Source organism: Sphaerisporangium album (assembly GCF_003323745.1).
Taxonomy (GTDB): domain Bacteria; phylum Actinomycetota; class Actinomycetes; order Streptosporangiales; family Streptosporangiaceae; genus Sphaerisporangium; species Sphaerisporangium album.
Map to the genome: position 1 here is coordinate 178869 of NZ_QOIL01000003.1, position 16778 is coordinate 195646.

Sequence of the window (16778 nt, forward strand, 5' to 3'; positions counted from 1 at the left end):
GAACACCCCCGTGCGCGGAAAGTGGTGGGACGACCAGCTTTGACGTTCGCGAAGGGATCCGTGTTGACTGCGGGCATGTCGAGTGAGCCGAGTGGAGCGGTCTACGGCGCGGGGGCACTGCTGTCGATCCTGCGGGACGGCCAGGCCCGCACCCGTGCCGAGCTGGTGCAGATGACCGGCCTGGCCCGATCCACGGTCTCCCAGCGTCTCGACGCGCTCATGCACCACCGCCTGATCATGCCCGCCGGGGACGCCATCTTCTCCGGCGGCAGGCCCGCCACGGCGTTCGCCTTCAACAGCGGCGCGCGCGTCGTCCTCGGCGCCGACCTCGGCGCCACCCACGCCCGGGTCGCCGTCACCGACCTCGGGACCGAGATCATCGCCGAACGGACGGCGGACCTGCCCATCGACCGGGGCCCCGAGCCCACGCTGAGCTGGCTCGTCGAGGCCTTCACCGAGCTGCTCGCCACCCACGACCTCACCTCCGACCAGATCGCCGGGGTGGGCGTCGGCCTACCCGGCCCGGTGGAGCACTCGTCGGGACGGCCGGTCAACCCGCCGATCATGCCCGGCTGGGACGGCTTCCCGGTGCCCGAGTGGCTCGGCTCGCGGCTGGGCGCGCCGGTGCTGGTCGACAACGACGTGAACATCATGGCGCTCGGCGAGCACTGGGCGGGGCAGCCGGAGGTGGACCACCTCATCTTCGTCAAGATCGGCACGGGCATCGGCTGCGGCATCGTCTCCGAGCGCCGCCTGCACCGGGGCGCCCAGGGCGCGGCGGGGGACATCGGCCACATTCGGGTCACCACGGCCGACGACGTCGTCTGCCGCTGCGGGAACATCGGGTGCCTCGAAGCGCTCGCCAGCGGCTCCGCCCTCGCCGGGCAACTGCGCGCGGCCGGGCTGCGGGCCGAGGGCAGCCGGGACGTGATCGAGCTGGTGCGCGCGGGCAACGTCCAGGCGGTGCGGCTCGTCCGGCAGGCGGGACGCGAGATCGGCGACGTGCTCGCCTCGATCGTCAACTTCTTCAACCCCGCGGTGATCGTCGTCGGGGGCGACGTCTCCGAGGCGGGCGAGCACGTGCTGGCCGGGGTGCGCGAGGTCATCTACAGCCGGTCGCTGCCCCTGGCCACGCACGATCTCAGCATCCGTTCGAGCCGGCTCGGCGACCGCGCCGGCGTCGTGGGGGCGGCCGTGATGGTGATCGAGCACGTCCTGGCGCCCCACACGGTCGACCGGGCGATCGCGGGCTGAGCCCGGCGTTCGGCGAAGCCCGGTAAGCGCACGGTAGTTAGGAAGATCCCCTGAACGCGAACGTCCCCGATCCCTCACGCTCTCCCGGCAGGGCCGACGACACCACCGTTCACCCCGCCGAGGACGCCGGGTGGCGCGCCCAGCGGGCGTCCGTGCTCCGCGACGCCGGCGGGATCGCCCTGACCAGCGGCGCGTACGCCGTGTCCTGCGGCGCCATCTGCACGGCGGCCGGGCTCACCGTCCCGCAGACCCTCGCCCTGTCCCTGCTCATGTTCACCGGCGCCTCGCAGTTCGCCATCGCGGGCGTGATCGGCGTCGGCGGCGCGCCGTTCGCGGGCGCGGCGGTGGCCATCCTGCTCGGCGGCCGCAACGCCCTGTACGGGCTGCGCCTCGCCTCCCTGCTGAACGTCCGGGGCGCCCGCAAGGCGTTCGCGGCGCAGTTCGTCATCGATGAGACCACCGCGATGGCCGTGGGCAGGGAGCCCGAGCGGGCCGGGCGGCTCGGCTTCTGGGCCACGGGCTTCGCGATGTACGCGCTGTGGGGGCTCGGCAACCTGCTCGGCGCGCTCGGCGCGCAGGTCCTGCCCGATCCGGAGGTGCTCGGCATGGACGTCGCCGCGCCCGCCGCGTTCCTCGCCCTGCTGGCCCCGCGCATGCGGTCCGGCCGTCCGTGGCTGGTCGCCCTGGTGGCCGCCGCGACCGCGCTGGCGGCGACGCCGCTGCTGCCCGCCGGGGTTCCCGTCCTGCTCGCCGCCGCGGCCGTCGCGGTCCTGGCCCTGCGCCTGCGGGACACCGGGGACGCCGAGCACCCCGGCGACGGTTCCCGGCCCGACGACTCCCCGCCCGAGGAACCCGCGCCGGAGGAATCGGCGTCCCACCACGCCGAGCCGCGGAACTCCCGGCGCCCCGGCGGCGGCTCCCCCTCCGAGGAGGAAGTCCGATGATCTGGTACGCCGTGATCGCCGCCAGCGTGGGCTGCTACCTGTTCAAGCTGGCAGGGCTGTCCGTCCCCGAGCGGATCCTGCGCGACCCCCGCACCCGCCGGATCGCCGCGCTCCTCCCCGTGGGCCTGCTCAGCGCCCTGATCGCCACGCAGACGTTCTCGTCGGGCCACCACCTCACCCTCGACCCGCGCGCCGCCGGGCTGGGCGTGGCCGTGATCGCCCTGCTGCTGCGGGCCCCGTTCCTGATCGTGGTCGGGTCCGCGGTCGCCGCCACCGCGCTCCTCCGGCTGCTGATGTGACCCCGGCATAGGAGGACATGTCTCCTTATAGTCGGGTCCACCGGTGTCCACGCCGTACGAGCGTGATGAGGGTGAATGGGAATCGAGTCCTCGTTCTGGCGGGCCATCGCGGTCTACCGCGTCGCCTCGCTCGTGTACGCGGCGCTGTTGCTGGCGAGCGCCGGAGGCTACGCGCGTCCCGTGGCGGGATGGCTGGTCATCGGCCTCATGGCGCTCTGGACGGCGATCACGTCCCTCGCCTACTCGACCGCCAGGTCCCGCGCGCTCCTGCTGACCGACGTGCTCGTCACGCTGGGCTTCCTGCTCTCCTCCCCCTACATCCAGGGCCCGGAGGCCGGCCCGGCCGGGGTCATGCCGATCACCGCGACCTGGATCGGCGGCCCGGTGCTGGCATGGGCGGTGCACGCGGGACGCCGGGCGGGCCTGGTGACCGCGATCGTGCTGTCCCTCGGCGACATGTGGCTGCGGGGCTCGGGCGGGTTTGACCACCTTTCCGTGCCGATCAATGGTTCCGTCCTGCTCATCCTGTCCGGCGCCGTGGTGGGGCACGTCGCCCGGCTCACCAAGCAGGCCGAGGAACGCCTGCAACGCGCCACCGAGATGGAGGCGGCGGGCCGGGAGCGGGACCGGCTGGCCCGGGGCATCCATGACTCCGTCCTGCAGGTACTGGCCCTGGTGCGACGGCGCGGGCTGGAGATCGGCGGGGAGGCGGCCGAGCTCGGACGGCTCGCGGGCGAGCAGGAGGCGGCGCTGCGCGAGATGGTCCGCGGCGGGCCCGCGACGGCCGGGCATGACCGCACGGGCGACCACGGGCCGGGGCGCGAGGGGGGCGGGTTCGCCGACGCGGGCGCGCTGCTGCGCCGCTATGGCTCGCCGACCGTGACCGTCTCCACCCCGGCGACCCCGATCCCGCTGCCGTCCGGATGGGCGCGCGAGCTGACGGCGGCCGTCGGCGCGGCGCTGGACAACGTCCGGGCGCACTGCGGGGACGACGCCCGCGCGTGGGTGTTCGCCGAGGTGGACGACGCGCGCGTCACCGTGACCGTGCGCGACGAGGGCCCCGGCATCCCCGCGGGACGGCTCGCGGAGGCGGAGGCCGAAGGGCGCCTCGGCGTCGCGCAGTCGATCCGGGGGCGGATCGCCGGGCTGGGCGGCGAGGTCGGCATCGTGTCGGTCCCGGGCCAGGGCACCGAGGTCGAGATGACCGTCCCCGTGCCAGCCCCCGCTCCTCCCCGCCGCCTCCTCCCGAAGCTCCGCCGGTGAGCGCCCGTACGGCGGCGCGGGATTCCCCGCGCCACGTCCCACCGCCCCGGCGCCGGGGAGGAAGGAGCGTGGCGGGCGGGAGTGCGAGGTGATCCGGCGACCGGCTCGCCGACGCGGTGAAAAGGCCCCTCGGCCCTGAGCATCGTGAGGGGCCACCGTGGCTCTGCGCGCTAGGCCCGGTTCGGTGGTGGCCGTACAGTTACGGTGGTGAAGACGCTTCGGGTGATGGTGGTGGACGACCATCCGATGTGGCGCGACGCCGTCGCCCGAGACCTCGGCGAGGCCGACTACGACGTGGTGGCGACCACCGGCGAGGGCCGTCAGGCGCTGCGCGTCGCCGCCGCCGTCCGTCCCGACGTGGTGATCCTCGACCTGCGGCTGCCCGACCTGCCCGGGGTGGAGGTCGCCCGGGGCCTCGCGGCCTGCGACCCGCCCCCGCGCGTGCTCGTCCTGTCGGCCAGCGCCGAGCAGGAGGACGTCCTGGAGGCCGTCAAGGCGGGCGCCTCCGGCTACCTGGTCAAGTCGGCCGGCCGGGAGGAGTTCCTGGACGCCGTCCGGCGCACCGCCGAGGGGGAGCCGGTGTTCACGCCGGGCCTGGCCGGCCTGGTGCTCGGCGAGTACCGCCGCCTGGCCGGGCGTACCGGCCCGGACTCGGGCGGGCCGCGCCTGACCGACCGCGAGACCGAGGTGCTGCGGCTGGTCGCCAAGGGCCTGTCGTACAAGCAGATCGCCGAACGCCTCGTGCTCTCCCACCGCACGGTGCAGAACCACGTACAGAACACGCTGAACAAGCTGCAACTGCACAACCGCGTCGAGCTGGTCCGCTACGCGATCGAGCGCGGCCTCGACGAGGAGTGACCTGCCGGGCCCCCGTTCGGTCCGGCAGGTGTCCCCGCGTCAGAGGCTGTCGACCTTGTAGGGGTCGTGCTCGGAGAGCAGCTTGTCGAGCCGCGCCTGGTCGACGCGGCTGGCCATGGCGACGAGTTCCTGCCGGTCGCGCACGCATTTGGCGAGCACGAAGGCCGAGGTGACGGTGTAGAGCACGGCGATCGCGAGGAACGCGCGCACCCAGGCGTCCACCGGAAGGTAGGCGACCCCGATCGCGACGCTGCCCAGCGCGACCCCGAAGGAGATCACGCACTGGGCGTAGTAGGCCGAGGTCATAGTGGGGTGAATCGGCTTGCTCATGCCATCGATGGTCCCGCTCCCCCGGCGCCCCGTGCCTGAGTACACGTACCCGGAGTGCCTGAGTACGGTGCCCGGCCACGCTGGGGAACCGGCTCGGCGGACCGGCTCCAGGTCGGCCGGCGCCCCGCGGATGCCGGGTGTTCCGGATATGGCGGACGGGCGTTCGGGCCGGGGCCGCGCGGGTGCCCCGGCGGGCACGCCCCGGCCGTCTCGGCGAGGCATCGCCTCATCTCGGCGCGCGCCCGAGGCGGCGACGCCTTTTCCTCCCGCCCCCGGCGACGGCGTTCTCTCAGCCGCGTTTGACCTTGGGGGTGCTGTCCTCGCGTTCGGTCTTCCACTTCTCGCCCGTGACCATCACGTACGCCATACAGCCGACGGCCAGCAGCAGGCCCGCGAAGAACAGCAGCCATGCCTGCGAGATGCCCCCGTAGAGGGCGAGGGCCAGGAAGACGATGAGTCCCGCGGCACCTGTGATCGTGCGGACGTTGTACCGACGTTTCATACCACCAGCCCTACCCATGAGGGCCGTCTCAACCGTGCTCGGCCGTGCTTACCGTGCTCGGCCGTGTGCTCGACCGTGTGCTCGGCCGTGCTCGACGGTGGCCCCGGGGTCACGCGGGGCGGTTGTCCCCCGCGCAAGACGCTCGCGCCCGGACGTCCTCCGGCGTGACGATGTCCCCCAGCCCCCGGTGCGCGGAGTCCCCGTGCCACTCGGCCACCAGAACGGTCGCGTCGTCCTGCAGCCCGCCGTGGTGGTACTCCAGCACGCTGCGGATCAGCCGGCGCAGCGTCTCGGGGATCGGCAGGCCATCGGCGCTGCGGCGGATGATGAAGTCGACGAACCGGGCCAGGCCGAACTCCTGGCCGTGCGGGTTGCGGGCCTCGGTGATGCCGTCGGTGTAGAGGAGCACCCGGTCGCCCGGCTCCAGTTGCTGCTCGCACACCGTGATGGGCATGCCGAGGTCGAGACCCAGCGGGTGGGACGGCGGGCAGCGCAGGGTGAGCGTGTGGCGTCCGCCCCGGATCAGCACCGGAGGATGGTGGCCGCGGTTGACCCAGCTCAGCATGCCCGTGGACGCGTCGATGTCGGCGAGGATCGCGGTGACGAAGCGGGTGTCCCTGCCGAACTCCTCCAGCAGCGTCCGCTCGGCCGCCCTGCTGCTCTCGGCGAGGCCGTCGCCCTCGACGCGGCGGTTGCGGCAGACGGCCACGGCGAGGTTCGCGGTGAGGCCGGCGGAGACGTCGTGGCCCATGGCGTCGAAGATCGCCAGGTGCGCGGTGTTCCCCTCTATGGAGTAGTCGAAGGCGTCGCCGCCGATCTCGTAGGCCGGTTCCAGCGCCCCGGCGATCACGACGTCCGCGTTCGCGAAGGTCAGCGGGGGCATCAGGTTCCAGAGCATCTCGGCGGCCACGTTCATCGACCGGGTGCGCACGAGGCGGGCGTGGGAGTCGCTGTACCGGCGGGTGCAGACGATCATCAGCGCGACCAGCGCCGACAGCGACCGCATCGCCTCCTGGTAGCGCTCGCCGGCATCGGGGGTGGTGACCCGTATGACGCCGAGGCGTTCGGTGCCGTTCAGCAGCGGCACCCACCACGAGATCGCACCGCCCTCCCCGCTCGCGACGGACAGGATCCGCACCTCCTGGAAGGCCCGCCCGGCCAGCGTGGCGTCGATCTTGAGCTCGCTGAGCTCCTCGGGCGTCCGCCCGCTCGTGGCCGGCCCGGTGCCGATCATCGGGCGCAGGACGTCCTGCTGCAGGTCGGCGAGGAAGATCACCACGTCCCGCAGCCCGGCGCACGCGGCGTGCTCGGCCACCATCGCCGGCATCTCGTCGAACCCGGCCAGATGGCTCGCGTCCAGCAGGCCGGTCAGCATGCGTTCCATGCCGCAGTGGTCGTCCATCGAGCTCACCCCCGCCCGGGACCTTCAATGGACCTTCGGGACAATCTTGTCACCGGCCCCACACGCTGGCGAGACATGCACCAAACCAAGGACGCCGTTTTACCTGGTAGTGGCAATTACGCCCCCGTCCGCCCACCTTCGACCGTCCCTACCGATCCGGACGAACCCGGAAGCCCCCTCGACCAGCTCACGCGCTGCGCTCGCGGCGAAACCCCTGCCTCCCCTTCCGATCGGCGTTCTAGTGTGCCGTCCATGGAGATCACCCGGCTTCGCCCCGACCTCTTCATGCTGGAGCCCGAATTCGGCCAGGCGTACCTGTGGCGGGACGCCGGCTCGCTGACCCTCGTCGACACCGGTCGCGCCGGCTCCGGCGAGGACATCGCCAGGGCCATCGGCGAGCTGGGGTTCGCGCGCGGCGACCTGACCCGCGTGGTGCTGACCCACTTCCACGAGGACCACACCGGCTCGGCGGCCGAGATCAGGGTGTGGGGCGGGGTGACCGTCATGGCCCACCGCGTCGAGGCCCCCGTGATCCGGGGCGACGTCCCCGGGCCGCCGCCCGTCTACGCCTCCGACTGGGAGCGCGGCCTGCACGCCCAGGTAGCGGCCGACCTTCCCCCGGCCCCGCCGTGCCCGGTCGACCACGAGCTGGAGGACGGCGAGGTCATCGACTTCGGCGGCGGCGCCCACGTGATCTTCACCCCCGGCCACACCCACGGCAGCATCGCGATCCACCTCCCCGAGGCGGGCGTCCTCTTCACCGGCGACACCGTGGCCCACCATGAGGGCCAGGTAATCCTCGGCGTCTTCAACCACGACCGCGCGGAAACCATCCGCTCCTTCCAAACCCTCGCCACCCTCCGAACAACCCTCGCCTGCGTAGGCCACGGCCCCCCGATAACCGGCGACGTCGCCAAAACCCTCACCGCGACAGCGGCATCCTTCACCTCAGCCAGCTCTTGACCGCTTCCCCGCAAGCGGCGCCTGAAGAGGAACTGGTCGCCCGGCATCGCCCCCTCCCGCAGGTGGACTACCAGCAGATGCGCCAGGAAGCCGACGAACTCTTCGGCTCCGAGGACCGCGTCGGTGACGACGACCCCTGGGAGCGCCCCGGTACCTGACCGCGACCGCTTCGCCCGCCCTCGTCGCCGGGTCCCGGCTTTTCGGAGGCGCTACGCCCTGTAGCAGTGACATCATGGAAAGTGATCGCCGATGGTGTAAGGGCAACGGTGTGGTCGGATTCGGCCGCGCCGGACCACTATCCCGAGGGGTGTCATGGCCGCAGACCCGATCGACCCGCACGCCTCCGCATGGCATTTGTTCGGCGCGGTCATGCGCCGCTGCAGGGAGAGCGAACCCAGGGTCGCCCTGCGCCGCGCGGCGGCCGACCTCTACGTCGACCATTCCAACCTGGCCAAATGGGAGCGCGGTGAGCGCACACCCCCGCCTGAGATGGTCTCCCGCCTGGACGAGGTGTACGGCGCGGGCGGCATTCTCACCGCGCTGTACGGCACGTTGGTGCGCCTCAACGCCGCCGCCGAGTCAGACCGGCTGCGCGCGGGTAGATATTTGGAAAACCCCGCATATCGCAATGGAGATGACGATATGGAACGCCGGGCCGCCCTCCAGTTCCTCGCCGGACTCACCGGGCTCGGCGCGCTCGACACCCTCGGTATCTCGGGTGAACCTCTCCGCCGGTTCCTGGAGCTGTCCCCTGACCAGGCCAATCGCGCCATCGAAGAATGGGAGCTGGCCTGCGCCGACCACCTGCACGCGCTGCGCACCCGGCCCCCCGCACAAGTCGCCGCCGACCTCCTCATCGACCTGCTCGCGGTACGGCGCCAGTTGGACACCTCGACCCCCGCAGACGTGATCGAACTCCAGCGGGTCATGGCGGCGCTCTCCACTCTCCACGCCAACGTACTGACCCGCCTGGGCGATCACGGTGCCGCCATCCGCTGGTGGCGCACCGCGCGGCAGGCCTCCGACGCCTCAGGAGATCTCGAACTACGGCTGTCAGTGCGCGCCACCGAGACGGGACACGGGCTCTTCGGGCAACGCGATCCTGCGACCGTCCTGAGGCTGACGCAGAGTGCTCAGCAGATCGCGGGAGATCGCCCGTCCCTGGGGCTGGCACTGATCCTCTGCTCTCAGGCCAAGGCACTCATGCTCCTCGGAAGGCATGCGGAAGCCCAGCAGACTCTGAACACCTTCCGTGAGCTTGTCACGGCCGATCCACCAGCGGTGGACATCATGCCCGGCTACTGGAACGGCGGGCAACTACCCAACGCCGAGAACACGATCTACGCGGGTGCGGGCAACGAGGCCGAAGCGAACAGCGCAGGCGAGCGCCTACTCACCCTCAACAGTGACTATCAGACGGCGGCCCGTGTTCGCCTGAACGAGGCCCTCTGCACGGTGGTCAACGGAGGTATCGACCAAGGGATGCAACTGGCGGCCTCGGTGATCGATGCCCTGCCACAGGTCTATAACGACAGGATGGTGCTCGAAACCGGACGAAGGGTGCTCAGCGCCGTCCCCAAGGACCAGCCGGACCGCCCATCCGTTGCAGAGTTCCGCGAGATGCTGGCCCTTGAACCCGCTAGAAGCGCCTGACGACAGTCCTTCCCTACCCAGGCCGACCGATGTGCGGCCGCGCGCAGGCGGCTGTCCGGGTTCGAGGGCGTTCAGGGAGACGCGGCGGGCGGAGCCCCACGCCCACTGCTGGTAGGTCGTGCGCGGAGCCTGACGCCCGCCCTTGCTCAGGCGGCTTGGGCGAAGCCGGAGCAGTCGAAGGCGTTCGGGCCGGTGGCGCCGTAGCGGTACGGCTTCCCCACCTGCGCGTACGCGAACTGGAGCACCGTCTTGGCGCTCCCGGAGGCCGGGCCGTCGTAGGTGATGCCGCGGCTGCCGGGGTTGCCGGGGTTGAACTGGTCGAGCCGCCGCAGCAGGCGCTCATGCTCGCCGACGAGCCTTGCGACCCGCTTCCTCTCCCTCAATACGGCCCGCCCGTCCAAGGCGGCGAGGCTAGAACTACTTGGCCGGAGCCTCCGGTGACCGCCCCGCCTGCACGCACACGAGTTCCACCATCTGCCGGCCCCTGGACCAGTGGGCTCCCACCGATAGCAGGATCCCCACAGGCAGGTGTCTACCAAGCGTGGGCAAGTCCACTTCGAAGAAAGTTTCCGCCTTCACCGACTCGTTGAACCACCAAACCTGCACGGGAATGTCAGTGCTTGTGGACATAATGTCCCAATTGGATGTTGTGCACAGTAGCATTCCTAGAGTGGCCCCTGACATGTTTGATCTTGACGAGGACGACACCTGCCGCCGGTTCGTGCTCCCCGCGCTCAAAGAAGTCGCGGGGTGGCCGGACGAGCGAATCCGCAGAGAGTTCCAGATCAACGATGGACGGATCCGTGCAACTACGCGGCTATTCCGGAGAGATCCACCCCTTCGTGCGGACTACATCTTGGAGTACGCCAGCGACCTGCCCGTTGCTGTGGTAGAAGCCAAACGCTGGCACAAGGACGCTGCCGATGGGCTAGAACAGGCGAAACGCTATGCTCGGCTGCTCGATCTTCCGTTCGCGTACGCCACCAACGGCAGGGAGATCATCGAGTTCGATTTCTCCACGGGGGCCGAGACCGTCGTCGCCTGCTTTCCTACCCCCGAGCACCTGTGGCAGCGATACCGAGCTGCCAAGGGCTTGTCCAGCGAGACGGAGTTGGCGACCGCGCTCGCCCCATTCGACCAGACTCTGCGGAACTGGGACAACAGCGCCAAGCGTCCTCGTTACTATCAGCAGGTCGCGATCAACAGGGCTGTTAGGGCACTGTCCCGAGGCGATCGGAAGGTCCTGCTGGTCATGGCCACAGGTACTGGCAAGACGATGGTCGCGGCCCAGATCGTCTCGAAGTTATGGACCGCCCGCTGGCCGGACACTCGCCGTAGGCCACGAGTGCTGTATCTGGCCGATCGCAACATCTTGGTGGACCAGCCCAAGGACGACTACTTCTCCCCCATGTTCGGGGACGCTGTGCACAAGCTCAGCGGGGGCGATCCGAAGACGGGTCGGAACATCTACTTCGGGCTCTACCAGTCCCTAGACAGTGGAGAGGGCGCCGAACTGTTCTACAAGCAGTTCGCTCCCGACTTCTTCGATCTGGTCATCGTCGACGAGTGCCATCGGGGCAGCGCCCGGGACGACTCCCAGTGGCGCCAGATTCTTAAGTACTTCGAACCCGCTGCCCAGCTCGGCCTGACCGCGACGCCTGTCGACGAGGGCAATGCTGACACATATGCCTACTTCGGCAAGCCAATCTTCGAGTACTCGCTGGCCAACGGCATCGAAGACGGCTTCCTCGCGCCCTACCGGGTGCGAAAGATCCGGTTCAACGTCGATCTGACCGGGTGGCGACCGGCGGAAGGCCAGACCGACATCTATGGCAACGAGATCCCGGACAACCTGTACGGTCCCAAGGAGTACGAGAAGGTCCTCGCTATCCTCGAGCGCACCGAGGAAGCAGCCCGCTATCTGACAGAGTGCCTCCAGCAGAACGACCGTATGGGCAAGACCATCGTGTTCTGCGAGAACAATGATCATGCGGCACGGATGCGGGCCGCGCTCACCAACGCCAACAGAGACATGGTCCAGCGGTACCCGAACTACGTCTGCCGGATCACTAGCAGCGACGGGCCGCACGGCCGAGTGCTCCTAGACGACTTCCGTCAGGTCGACACCGATGAGCCGGTGATAGCCGTCACCTCAAGACTCCTGTCGACGGGCGTGGACATCCCTACGGTGAAGAACATCGTCCTGTTCCGTCGGATCGCCTCCATGCCGGAGTTTAAACAGATCGTCGGCCGGGGCACCCGCCTGTTCCCTGCTGCCGAGAAACTGACGTTTGACATCATCGACTTCGTGGATGCGACCCGGCTCTTCAACGACCCCAAGTTCGACGGTCCTCCGCTGCGGGTGGTACGCGACGATACCGACGAGACCGGGCACATCGTCGACACGACTTCAGAGGATCTTCCCGAAGAAGAGGTCGTGGCCGAACCCCTGGCCGACTATGAGCCCCAGGACTCCTGGAGACTCGACGGCGAGTCGCCCGATGCTCCCCAGATCACTGACCCGGACGAGATCGACCGGATCCGGGCCCGTAGCCGCCGCCTGTATGTCAATGGTGTCGATGTGTTCATCGACGGGAGCGCCCACTACATCTCGGCTGGGGACGGCCGACGGCTACGGCTGGTGGAGCTGCGTCAGTACGTGAGAGACCGGGTGATCGAGCTTGATCTCCAGCCAGACGAGCTACGTGCGCAATGGGCGCAGGCCAGGAGCCGCAGGGCGCTGCGAGAGCGACTCACCAAGCACGGCGTGGAACTTGAGGAGCTGGCCGAGCGGGTTGGCCAACCCGCAGCCGACACTATGGATCTCCTGCTGCACGTGACGTGGCAGACGCCACTCATCACTCGCCGGGAGCGGGTACATCGGCTTGAACGCGAGCATCGGCACTTCCTGGAGTCGTTCGCGCCGGAGGCCCGCGAGATCCTAGAGACGATTCTCGATCAGTACGCAACCCATGGCGAGGAAGAGCTGAACCTAACGGTGCTGCGCGCGCCGGCGCTCGCCCAGCTGGGTACCCCCACCGAGCTGGCCGACCGGTTCGGCGGCCGGGAGGAACTCCGGGAAGCGGTGGATCAACTCAGCGAAAAGATCTACGCGTCCGCGTAGACATATATGGGACTTTTAGTTTCATGTCGCGCTCATCCATGAAACTAAAAGTGGCTATGAGTTGTCCATGCGATACGCTGCTGCCATGCTGGTAGAGCCCCGGAGTGCACGTGACAGACTGTGGCGTGTCGCGTCGGGTCAGCGTGGCTACTTCACCGCGGCCCAGGCCCTACACGAGGGCTACTCCTACCAGGCACAGCGATTTCATGCCCAGCGAGGAAACTGGATCCGGATCGATCGGGGCATCTACCGGTTCCGCGAGTTCCTCGACCTGGGCACCAGCGACACCGACTCCCTCGTTCGCTGGAACCTGTGGAGCAAAGACCGTGCGGTCGTCTCACATCAAACGGCGCTCGCCGTCCATGATCTGGGCGTCGCCAACCCCCAAACCGTCCACCTAACCGTGCCACCCGGGTTCAGACAGGCCGCCTCAGCCGTGATCCTTCACCATGACCTCCTTGAGGAGCACGACATCGTCCAGCGTGAGGGGTTCAGGGTGACCGCACCGCTTCGCGCGGTAGCTGAGTGCGCGGCGATGTCCGTGGATCAGGATGTCATCGACTCAGCGGTGTCGGATCTGCTGGCCCGCGGCGAAGCCACCCGGCGACAGATCCTCCACGCCGCGCAGCGGCTGGGTCCCCAGGCCTCGCTCAGTGTGGAACGGGCACTTCGAGAGGGTCCCTCTTGACCTCATACAAGACGCCGGCCGACCTGCGAAAGGCCCTGGAAAGCAGGCTCAAGCAACAGGCCGAGGTCAACGGAACCGACCTTGGGAGACTCCGCCGCCGCGCCCTCTTCGACCGACTCGCCGCCCGCCTAGCGGCTGAAGCGTCCGATAGATGGGTTTTGAAGGGAGGCGCGGCGCTGGAGTTTCGGCTCCTCAATCGAGCTCGGGCCACCAAGGACCTGGATCTCGCGCTCCGGGACCAGACCCTAACCGGCAACGCACTCCGGGACGAACTGATCGAGGTTCTGGCCGAGGACGTCGACGGAGATCGTTTCGTCTTCCGGGTAGGGCCGCCACAGGAACTGGACTCCGACTCTGCGGGACGTCCTGCCTGGCGGTTCTCCGTCGAGGGGCATCTCGCGGGTAAGGTGTTCGCCGCGATTCGCCTGGATGTGGTGCAGCGGTCGGAAGAGCTTGCAGCAACCGAGCAGATCGAACTGCCAGGCGTCCTTGCCTTCGCCGACATCGCCCCTCGAAAGATTGAAGCTGTCCATCGCCGCCAACACTTCGCAGAGAAGTTGCACGCTTTCACACGCGACTACGGCGTCCGTCCCAACACCAGGGTGAAAGACCTCGTCGATCTGGTACTCCTCCTCGAAGATGGTCTACGCCCAGACCGCGAGTTACTGGCGGTTGCGGAGCATGTCTTCGCTGTACGTGCCACACATCCACTTCCCCTGTCCATCCCTGATCCTCCTCCTTCCTGGGCTGGCACGTACCCGGATCAGGCGGCAAACCTCACCGAGGCCTCCACAGACCTACATACCGCAATGTTGATCGTCCGTGGCTTCTGGGCCACTGCTCTTGCCACCCGAACGGAATCCTGATCTCCCATGCCACCACGCGGAAACTCTGAACAGACCTCCCGAGCACGGCTCAGCTCGGTCATCAAGTCGGCCCGTGACACCATGCGCAAAGACGCCGGGCTCAATGGCGACCTTGACCGACTCCCACAGCTCTCCTGGCTCCTCTTCCTGCGAGCCTTCGATGCTATGGAGGCTAACCGGGAGGTCTGGGACGACGACTTCCGGCCGGCGATCATCGAGAAGTACCGTTGGCGCGCATGGGCGGGCAATCCATTCCTCACAGGCGACGACCTGCTGACCTTTGTAAACGATGAGCTCCTCCCACATCTTCGGGGCCTCAAGGCCGACCGGCCGGGAGACCCTCGCAACGTGTTGTCCGCCCTCTTCAAAGACATCCGCAACCAGATGATGTCCGGATACCTGCTTCGCGATCTCCTTGATGGTCTCCAGAAGATCGACTTCACCTCGTCGGACGACATCCACACGATGGCGTTCCTGTACGAGTCGATCCTCAAGGAGGTACGGGATGCCGCAGGCGACTCCGGTGAGTTCTACACGCCTCGCCCGGTCATCCGGTTCATGGTCGAGCAGAGCTTCCTCAGGCTTGGCGAGTCCATTCTGGACCCGGCCTGCGGCACCGGAGGCTTCCTTGTCGAAGCCCTTGAGAACCTCCAGGGCGGAACCGGCAGCACCCACGAACGGCAGCAGCTCTGGCGGAACCTACGTGGCATCGAGAAGAAACCTCTGCCCTATCTGCTTTGCATGATGAACCTGATTTTGCACGGCGTGGAGTCTCCGTCGGTCATCCGCGACAACGCCTTGACCCGGATGCTCGACGAGCAGGGACAGAAGGTCCACGTCATCCTCACCAATCCGCCGTTCGGGGGCGAGGAAGAGAACTCCGTCGCGGCACGCTTCCCGACCGCTGTACGCACCAAGGAGACCGCCTGGCTGTTCCTTCACTCCGTCCTTACCAAGCTCAGACCCGGCGGCCGCTGCGCAATCGTGCTCCCTAACGGAGTGCTCTTCGGGGACGGAGCAGGGACTGCCATCAAGGAAAAGTTGCTGAGGGAGTGCGACCTTCACACCATTGTCCGACTACCACAAGGCATCTTTGCCCCCTACACTCAGATCCCGGCGAATTTGCTGTTCTTCGACAAAACCGGCCCAACTAAAGAGGTCTGGTTCTACCAGATCGATCCGCCAGAGGGGCGTAAGAACTACAGCAAAACTAAGCCTCTACGCTACGAGGAGTTTGCCGACTGCGCAGCGTGGTGGGGCGGCACGGATCGCGCCAGCCGCACCACCACCAACCATGCCTGGTCTGTCCCCATCTCTGACATAATACGGGCCGGTTACAACCTCGACCTATCCAATCCCACGGTCAGCAACGACCTAGCCCATCGTCCACCGGCAGAACTCCTCGCCGATCTCCTCACCACTGAACGGGGTATTCTTAATCTCCTGGAGTCCCTTCAGCGAGACCTGAAGGTAGGGAAATGAGACTACCCGAACGTCCGCTTGGAGAAGTATTGTCCCTAGAGCTTGACGAAGTGTCTGTCGAGCAAGATGGCACTTATCTCACCTCAGGCGTCTACGGATTTGGGCGTGGACTTTTCGCCCGAGGGCCTATCCTGGGAAATGAGACGAGCTATGCTAAACTGAACCGCCTGCACAAAAACAGACTGGTGATGAGCCGCCTCAAGGCCTTCGAAGGGGCCCTCGCTGTTATCCCTAGCCATTTCGATGGCTGGCATCTCTCTCATGAATTTCCAACATTCAAGGTTGACGAGGAAAAGGCGAGTGTCGACTATATCGCTAACCTATGCGCTTGGCCAGGGCTTTGGGAACGCCTAAGCATAGAATCAAGAGGGCTCGGTGCCCGTAAGGAACGTGTTAGCGCCGACCGCCTGCTCTCGATCCAGGTACCGATGCCTGAGCTACCGGAGCAGCGTCGCATCGCAGCTAGGGTTAACTCCGCTCTTGTGCAGGTTGAACAAATCGAAAATCTCAGGAGTCGGCGTGATGGTCTGATGGCGGCACACCAGGAATCCTTGGTTTCGATGACGAGCAGCACTGCAACCGACAGCGAGATTCTTAGCGAGCTCCTACGACCCGCACGTTCACCAATAAATATTGATGAGTCTGCAACATATCGAGCGCTTGGGATGCGATCTTTCGGTAAGGGGACAATCCGATATCCCGAGGTCACAGGTAGCCAACTCAGCAAGCTAAGGTACTTCACCTTTCCTGCTGGAGCGCTCGCTCTAAGCAACATCAAGGCATGGGAAGGTGCAATCGGAGTTACAACGGTAGAGGACCTTGCCTGTGTAGCTTCCAGCCGCTTCCTATTGTACGTGGCACGGGATGATCGGATCAACATAAGCTACCTTCGATACTATCTACTCAGCAGGCAAGGCCGGGCTCAAATCTCCGCCTATTCGCCAGGATCCGCAGATCGCAATCGCACATTGAGTATCAAATCATTTGAAGGCATAAAGGTTCCGCTGCCCCCCCGCCTCGAGCAGGACAGGGTAGCGTTGCTCCTGGATTCACTGACACGCCATCTCGACCCGCGCCTCACCGCAGCGGTCGTAGCGTCTCTCCGTCCATCGCTGCTCAATGCAGCGTTCAGCGGGGAGCTGTGATCGGT

General features: G+C 67.4%; 16 protein-coding genes. 12 read left to right on the top strand and 4 right to left on the bottom strand.

Annotation, left to right across the window (positions count from 1 at the left end; all coding sequences use genetic code 11):
* Positions 1-24 precede the first annotated feature (24 nt).
* From DQ384_RS06045 to DQ384_RS06065, 5 genes are all read left to right on the top strand, one after another.
* On the top strand, positions 25-1254 hold the full coding sequence (locus DQ384_RS06045) for an ROK family protein (protein WP_425451418.1): 1230 nt from the start codon (positions 25-27) through the stop codon (positions 1252-1254).
* A 152-nt stretch (positions 1255-1406) separates the two neighbouring features.
* Entirely contained in the window at positions 1407-2198 is a 792-nt protein-coding gene (locus DQ384_RS06050) for an AzlC family ABC transporter permease (RefSeq protein WP_114027701.1), read from the top strand.
* Positions 2195-2497 carry an AzlD domain-containing protein gene (locus DQ384_RS06055; protein WP_114027702.1) on the top strand — a complete coding sequence of 101 codons (303 nt, stop codon included), beginning with the start codon at positions 2195-2197 and terminating at the stop codon, positions 2495-2497. Before DQ384_RS06050 ends, DQ384_RS06055 begins: the two co-directional genes overlap by 4 nt.
* 75 nt (positions 2498-2572) lie before the next feature.
* Positions 2573-3760, top strand: coding sequence for a MacS family sensor histidine kinase (gene macS / locus DQ384_RS06060; protein ID WP_114027703.1), 1188 nt, complete (start codon positions 2573-2575; stop codon positions 3758-3760).
* Between the two features lie 225 nt (positions 3761-3985).
* Positions 3986-4618, top strand: coding sequence for a response regulator (locus DQ384_RS06065; RefSeq protein ID WP_114027704.1), 633 nt, complete (start codon positions 3986-3988; stop codon positions 4616-4618).
* A gap of 39 nt (positions 4619-4657) precedes the next feature.
* Here the strand turns inward: DQ384_RS06065 and DQ384_RS06070 are convergent, their stop codons facing one another.
* The 3 genes from DQ384_RS06070 to DQ384_RS06080 all read right to left on the bottom strand — a co-directional run bounded on the left by DQ384_RS06070 (position 4658) and on the right by DQ384_RS06080 (position 6852).
* A complete protein-coding gene (locus tag DQ384_RS06070; protein WP_114027705.1) occupies positions 4658-4948 on the bottom strand; it encodes a YiaA/YiaB family inner membrane protein in 291 nt (96 codons plus the stop codon).
* A gap of 289 nt (positions 4949-5237) precedes the next feature.
* Positions 5238-5450 (bottom strand): hypothetical protein, encoded by a 213-nt coding sequence (locus tag DQ384_RS06075; protein ID WP_114027706.1) that lies wholly within the window; start codon positions 5448-5450, stop codon positions 5238-5240.
* A 109-nt stretch (positions 5451-5559) separates the two neighbouring features.
* Entirely contained in the window at positions 5560-6852 is a 1293-nt protein-coding gene (locus DQ384_RS06080; RefSeq protein WP_220182799.1) for a PP2C family protein-serine/threonine phosphatase, read from the bottom strand.
* Positions 6853-7104: 252 nt separating this feature from the next.
* On the opposite strand from DQ384_RS06080, the gene DQ384_RS06085 reads away from it, so the two are divergent.
* Together DQ384_RS06085 and DQ384_RS06095 are read left to right on the top strand one after the other, a co-directional pair.
* Positions 7105-7815 (top strand): MBL fold metallo-hydrolase, encoded by a 711-nt coding sequence (locus DQ384_RS06085; protein WP_114027707.1) that lies wholly within the window; start codon positions 7105-7107, stop codon positions 7813-7815.
* Between the two features lie 312 nt (positions 7816-8127).
* Positions 8128-9468, top strand: coding sequence for a helix-turn-helix domain-containing protein (locus tag DQ384_RS06095; RefSeq protein WP_114027708.1), 1341 nt, complete (start codon positions 8128-8130; stop codon positions 9466-9468).
* Between the two features lie 146 nt (positions 9469-9614).
* On the opposite strand, the gene DQ384_RS06100 is transcribed toward DQ384_RS06095, so the two are convergent.
* Positions 9615-9869 (bottom strand): NlpC/P60 family protein, encoded by a 255-nt coding sequence (locus DQ384_RS06100; RefSeq protein WP_147268667.1) that lies wholly within the window; start codon positions 9867-9869, stop codon positions 9615-9617.
* A gap of 281 nt (positions 9870-10150) precedes the next feature.
* On the opposite strand from DQ384_RS06100, the gene hsdR reads away from it, so the two are divergent.
* From hsdR to DQ384_RS40285, 5 genes are all read left to right on the top strand, one after another.
* On the top strand, positions 10151-12592 hold the full coding sequence (hsdR, locus tag DQ384_RS06110; protein ID WP_114028011.1) for an EcoAI/FtnUII family type I restriction enzme subunit R: 2442 nt from the start codon (positions 10151-10153) through the stop codon (positions 12590-12592).
* A gap of 85 nt (positions 12593-12677) precedes the next feature.
* On the top strand, positions 12678-13280 hold the full coding sequence (locus tag DQ384_RS06115) for a type IV toxin-antitoxin system AbiEi family antitoxin domain-containing protein (protein ID WP_114027711.1): 603 nt from the start codon (positions 12678-12680) through the stop codon (positions 13278-13280).
* The gene (locus DQ384_RS06120; RefSeq protein ID WP_114027712.1) at positions 13277-14146 is read left to right on the top strand and encodes a nucleotidyl transferase AbiEii/AbiGii toxin family protein; all 870 of its coding nucleotides are present in this window, start codon (positions 13277-13279) and stop codon (positions 14144-14146) included. The genes DQ384_RS06115 and DQ384_RS06120 overlap by 4 nt, the downstream gene beginning before the upstream one ends.
* Before the next feature lie 6 nt (positions 14147-14152).
* The gene (locus DQ384_RS06125; RefSeq protein WP_114027713.1) at positions 14153-15628 is read left to right on the top strand and encodes a class I SAM-dependent DNA methyltransferase; all 1476 of its coding nucleotides are present in this window, start codon (positions 14153-14155) and stop codon (positions 15626-15628) included.
* Positions 15625-16773, top strand: a complete 1149-nt coding sequence (locus DQ384_RS40285) for a hypothetical protein (RefSeq protein ID WP_147268668.1) — start codon at positions 15625-15627, stop codon at positions 16771-16773. The genes DQ384_RS06125 and DQ384_RS40285 overlap by 4 nt, the downstream gene beginning before the upstream one ends.
* Positions 16774-16778 lie beyond the last annotated feature (5 nt).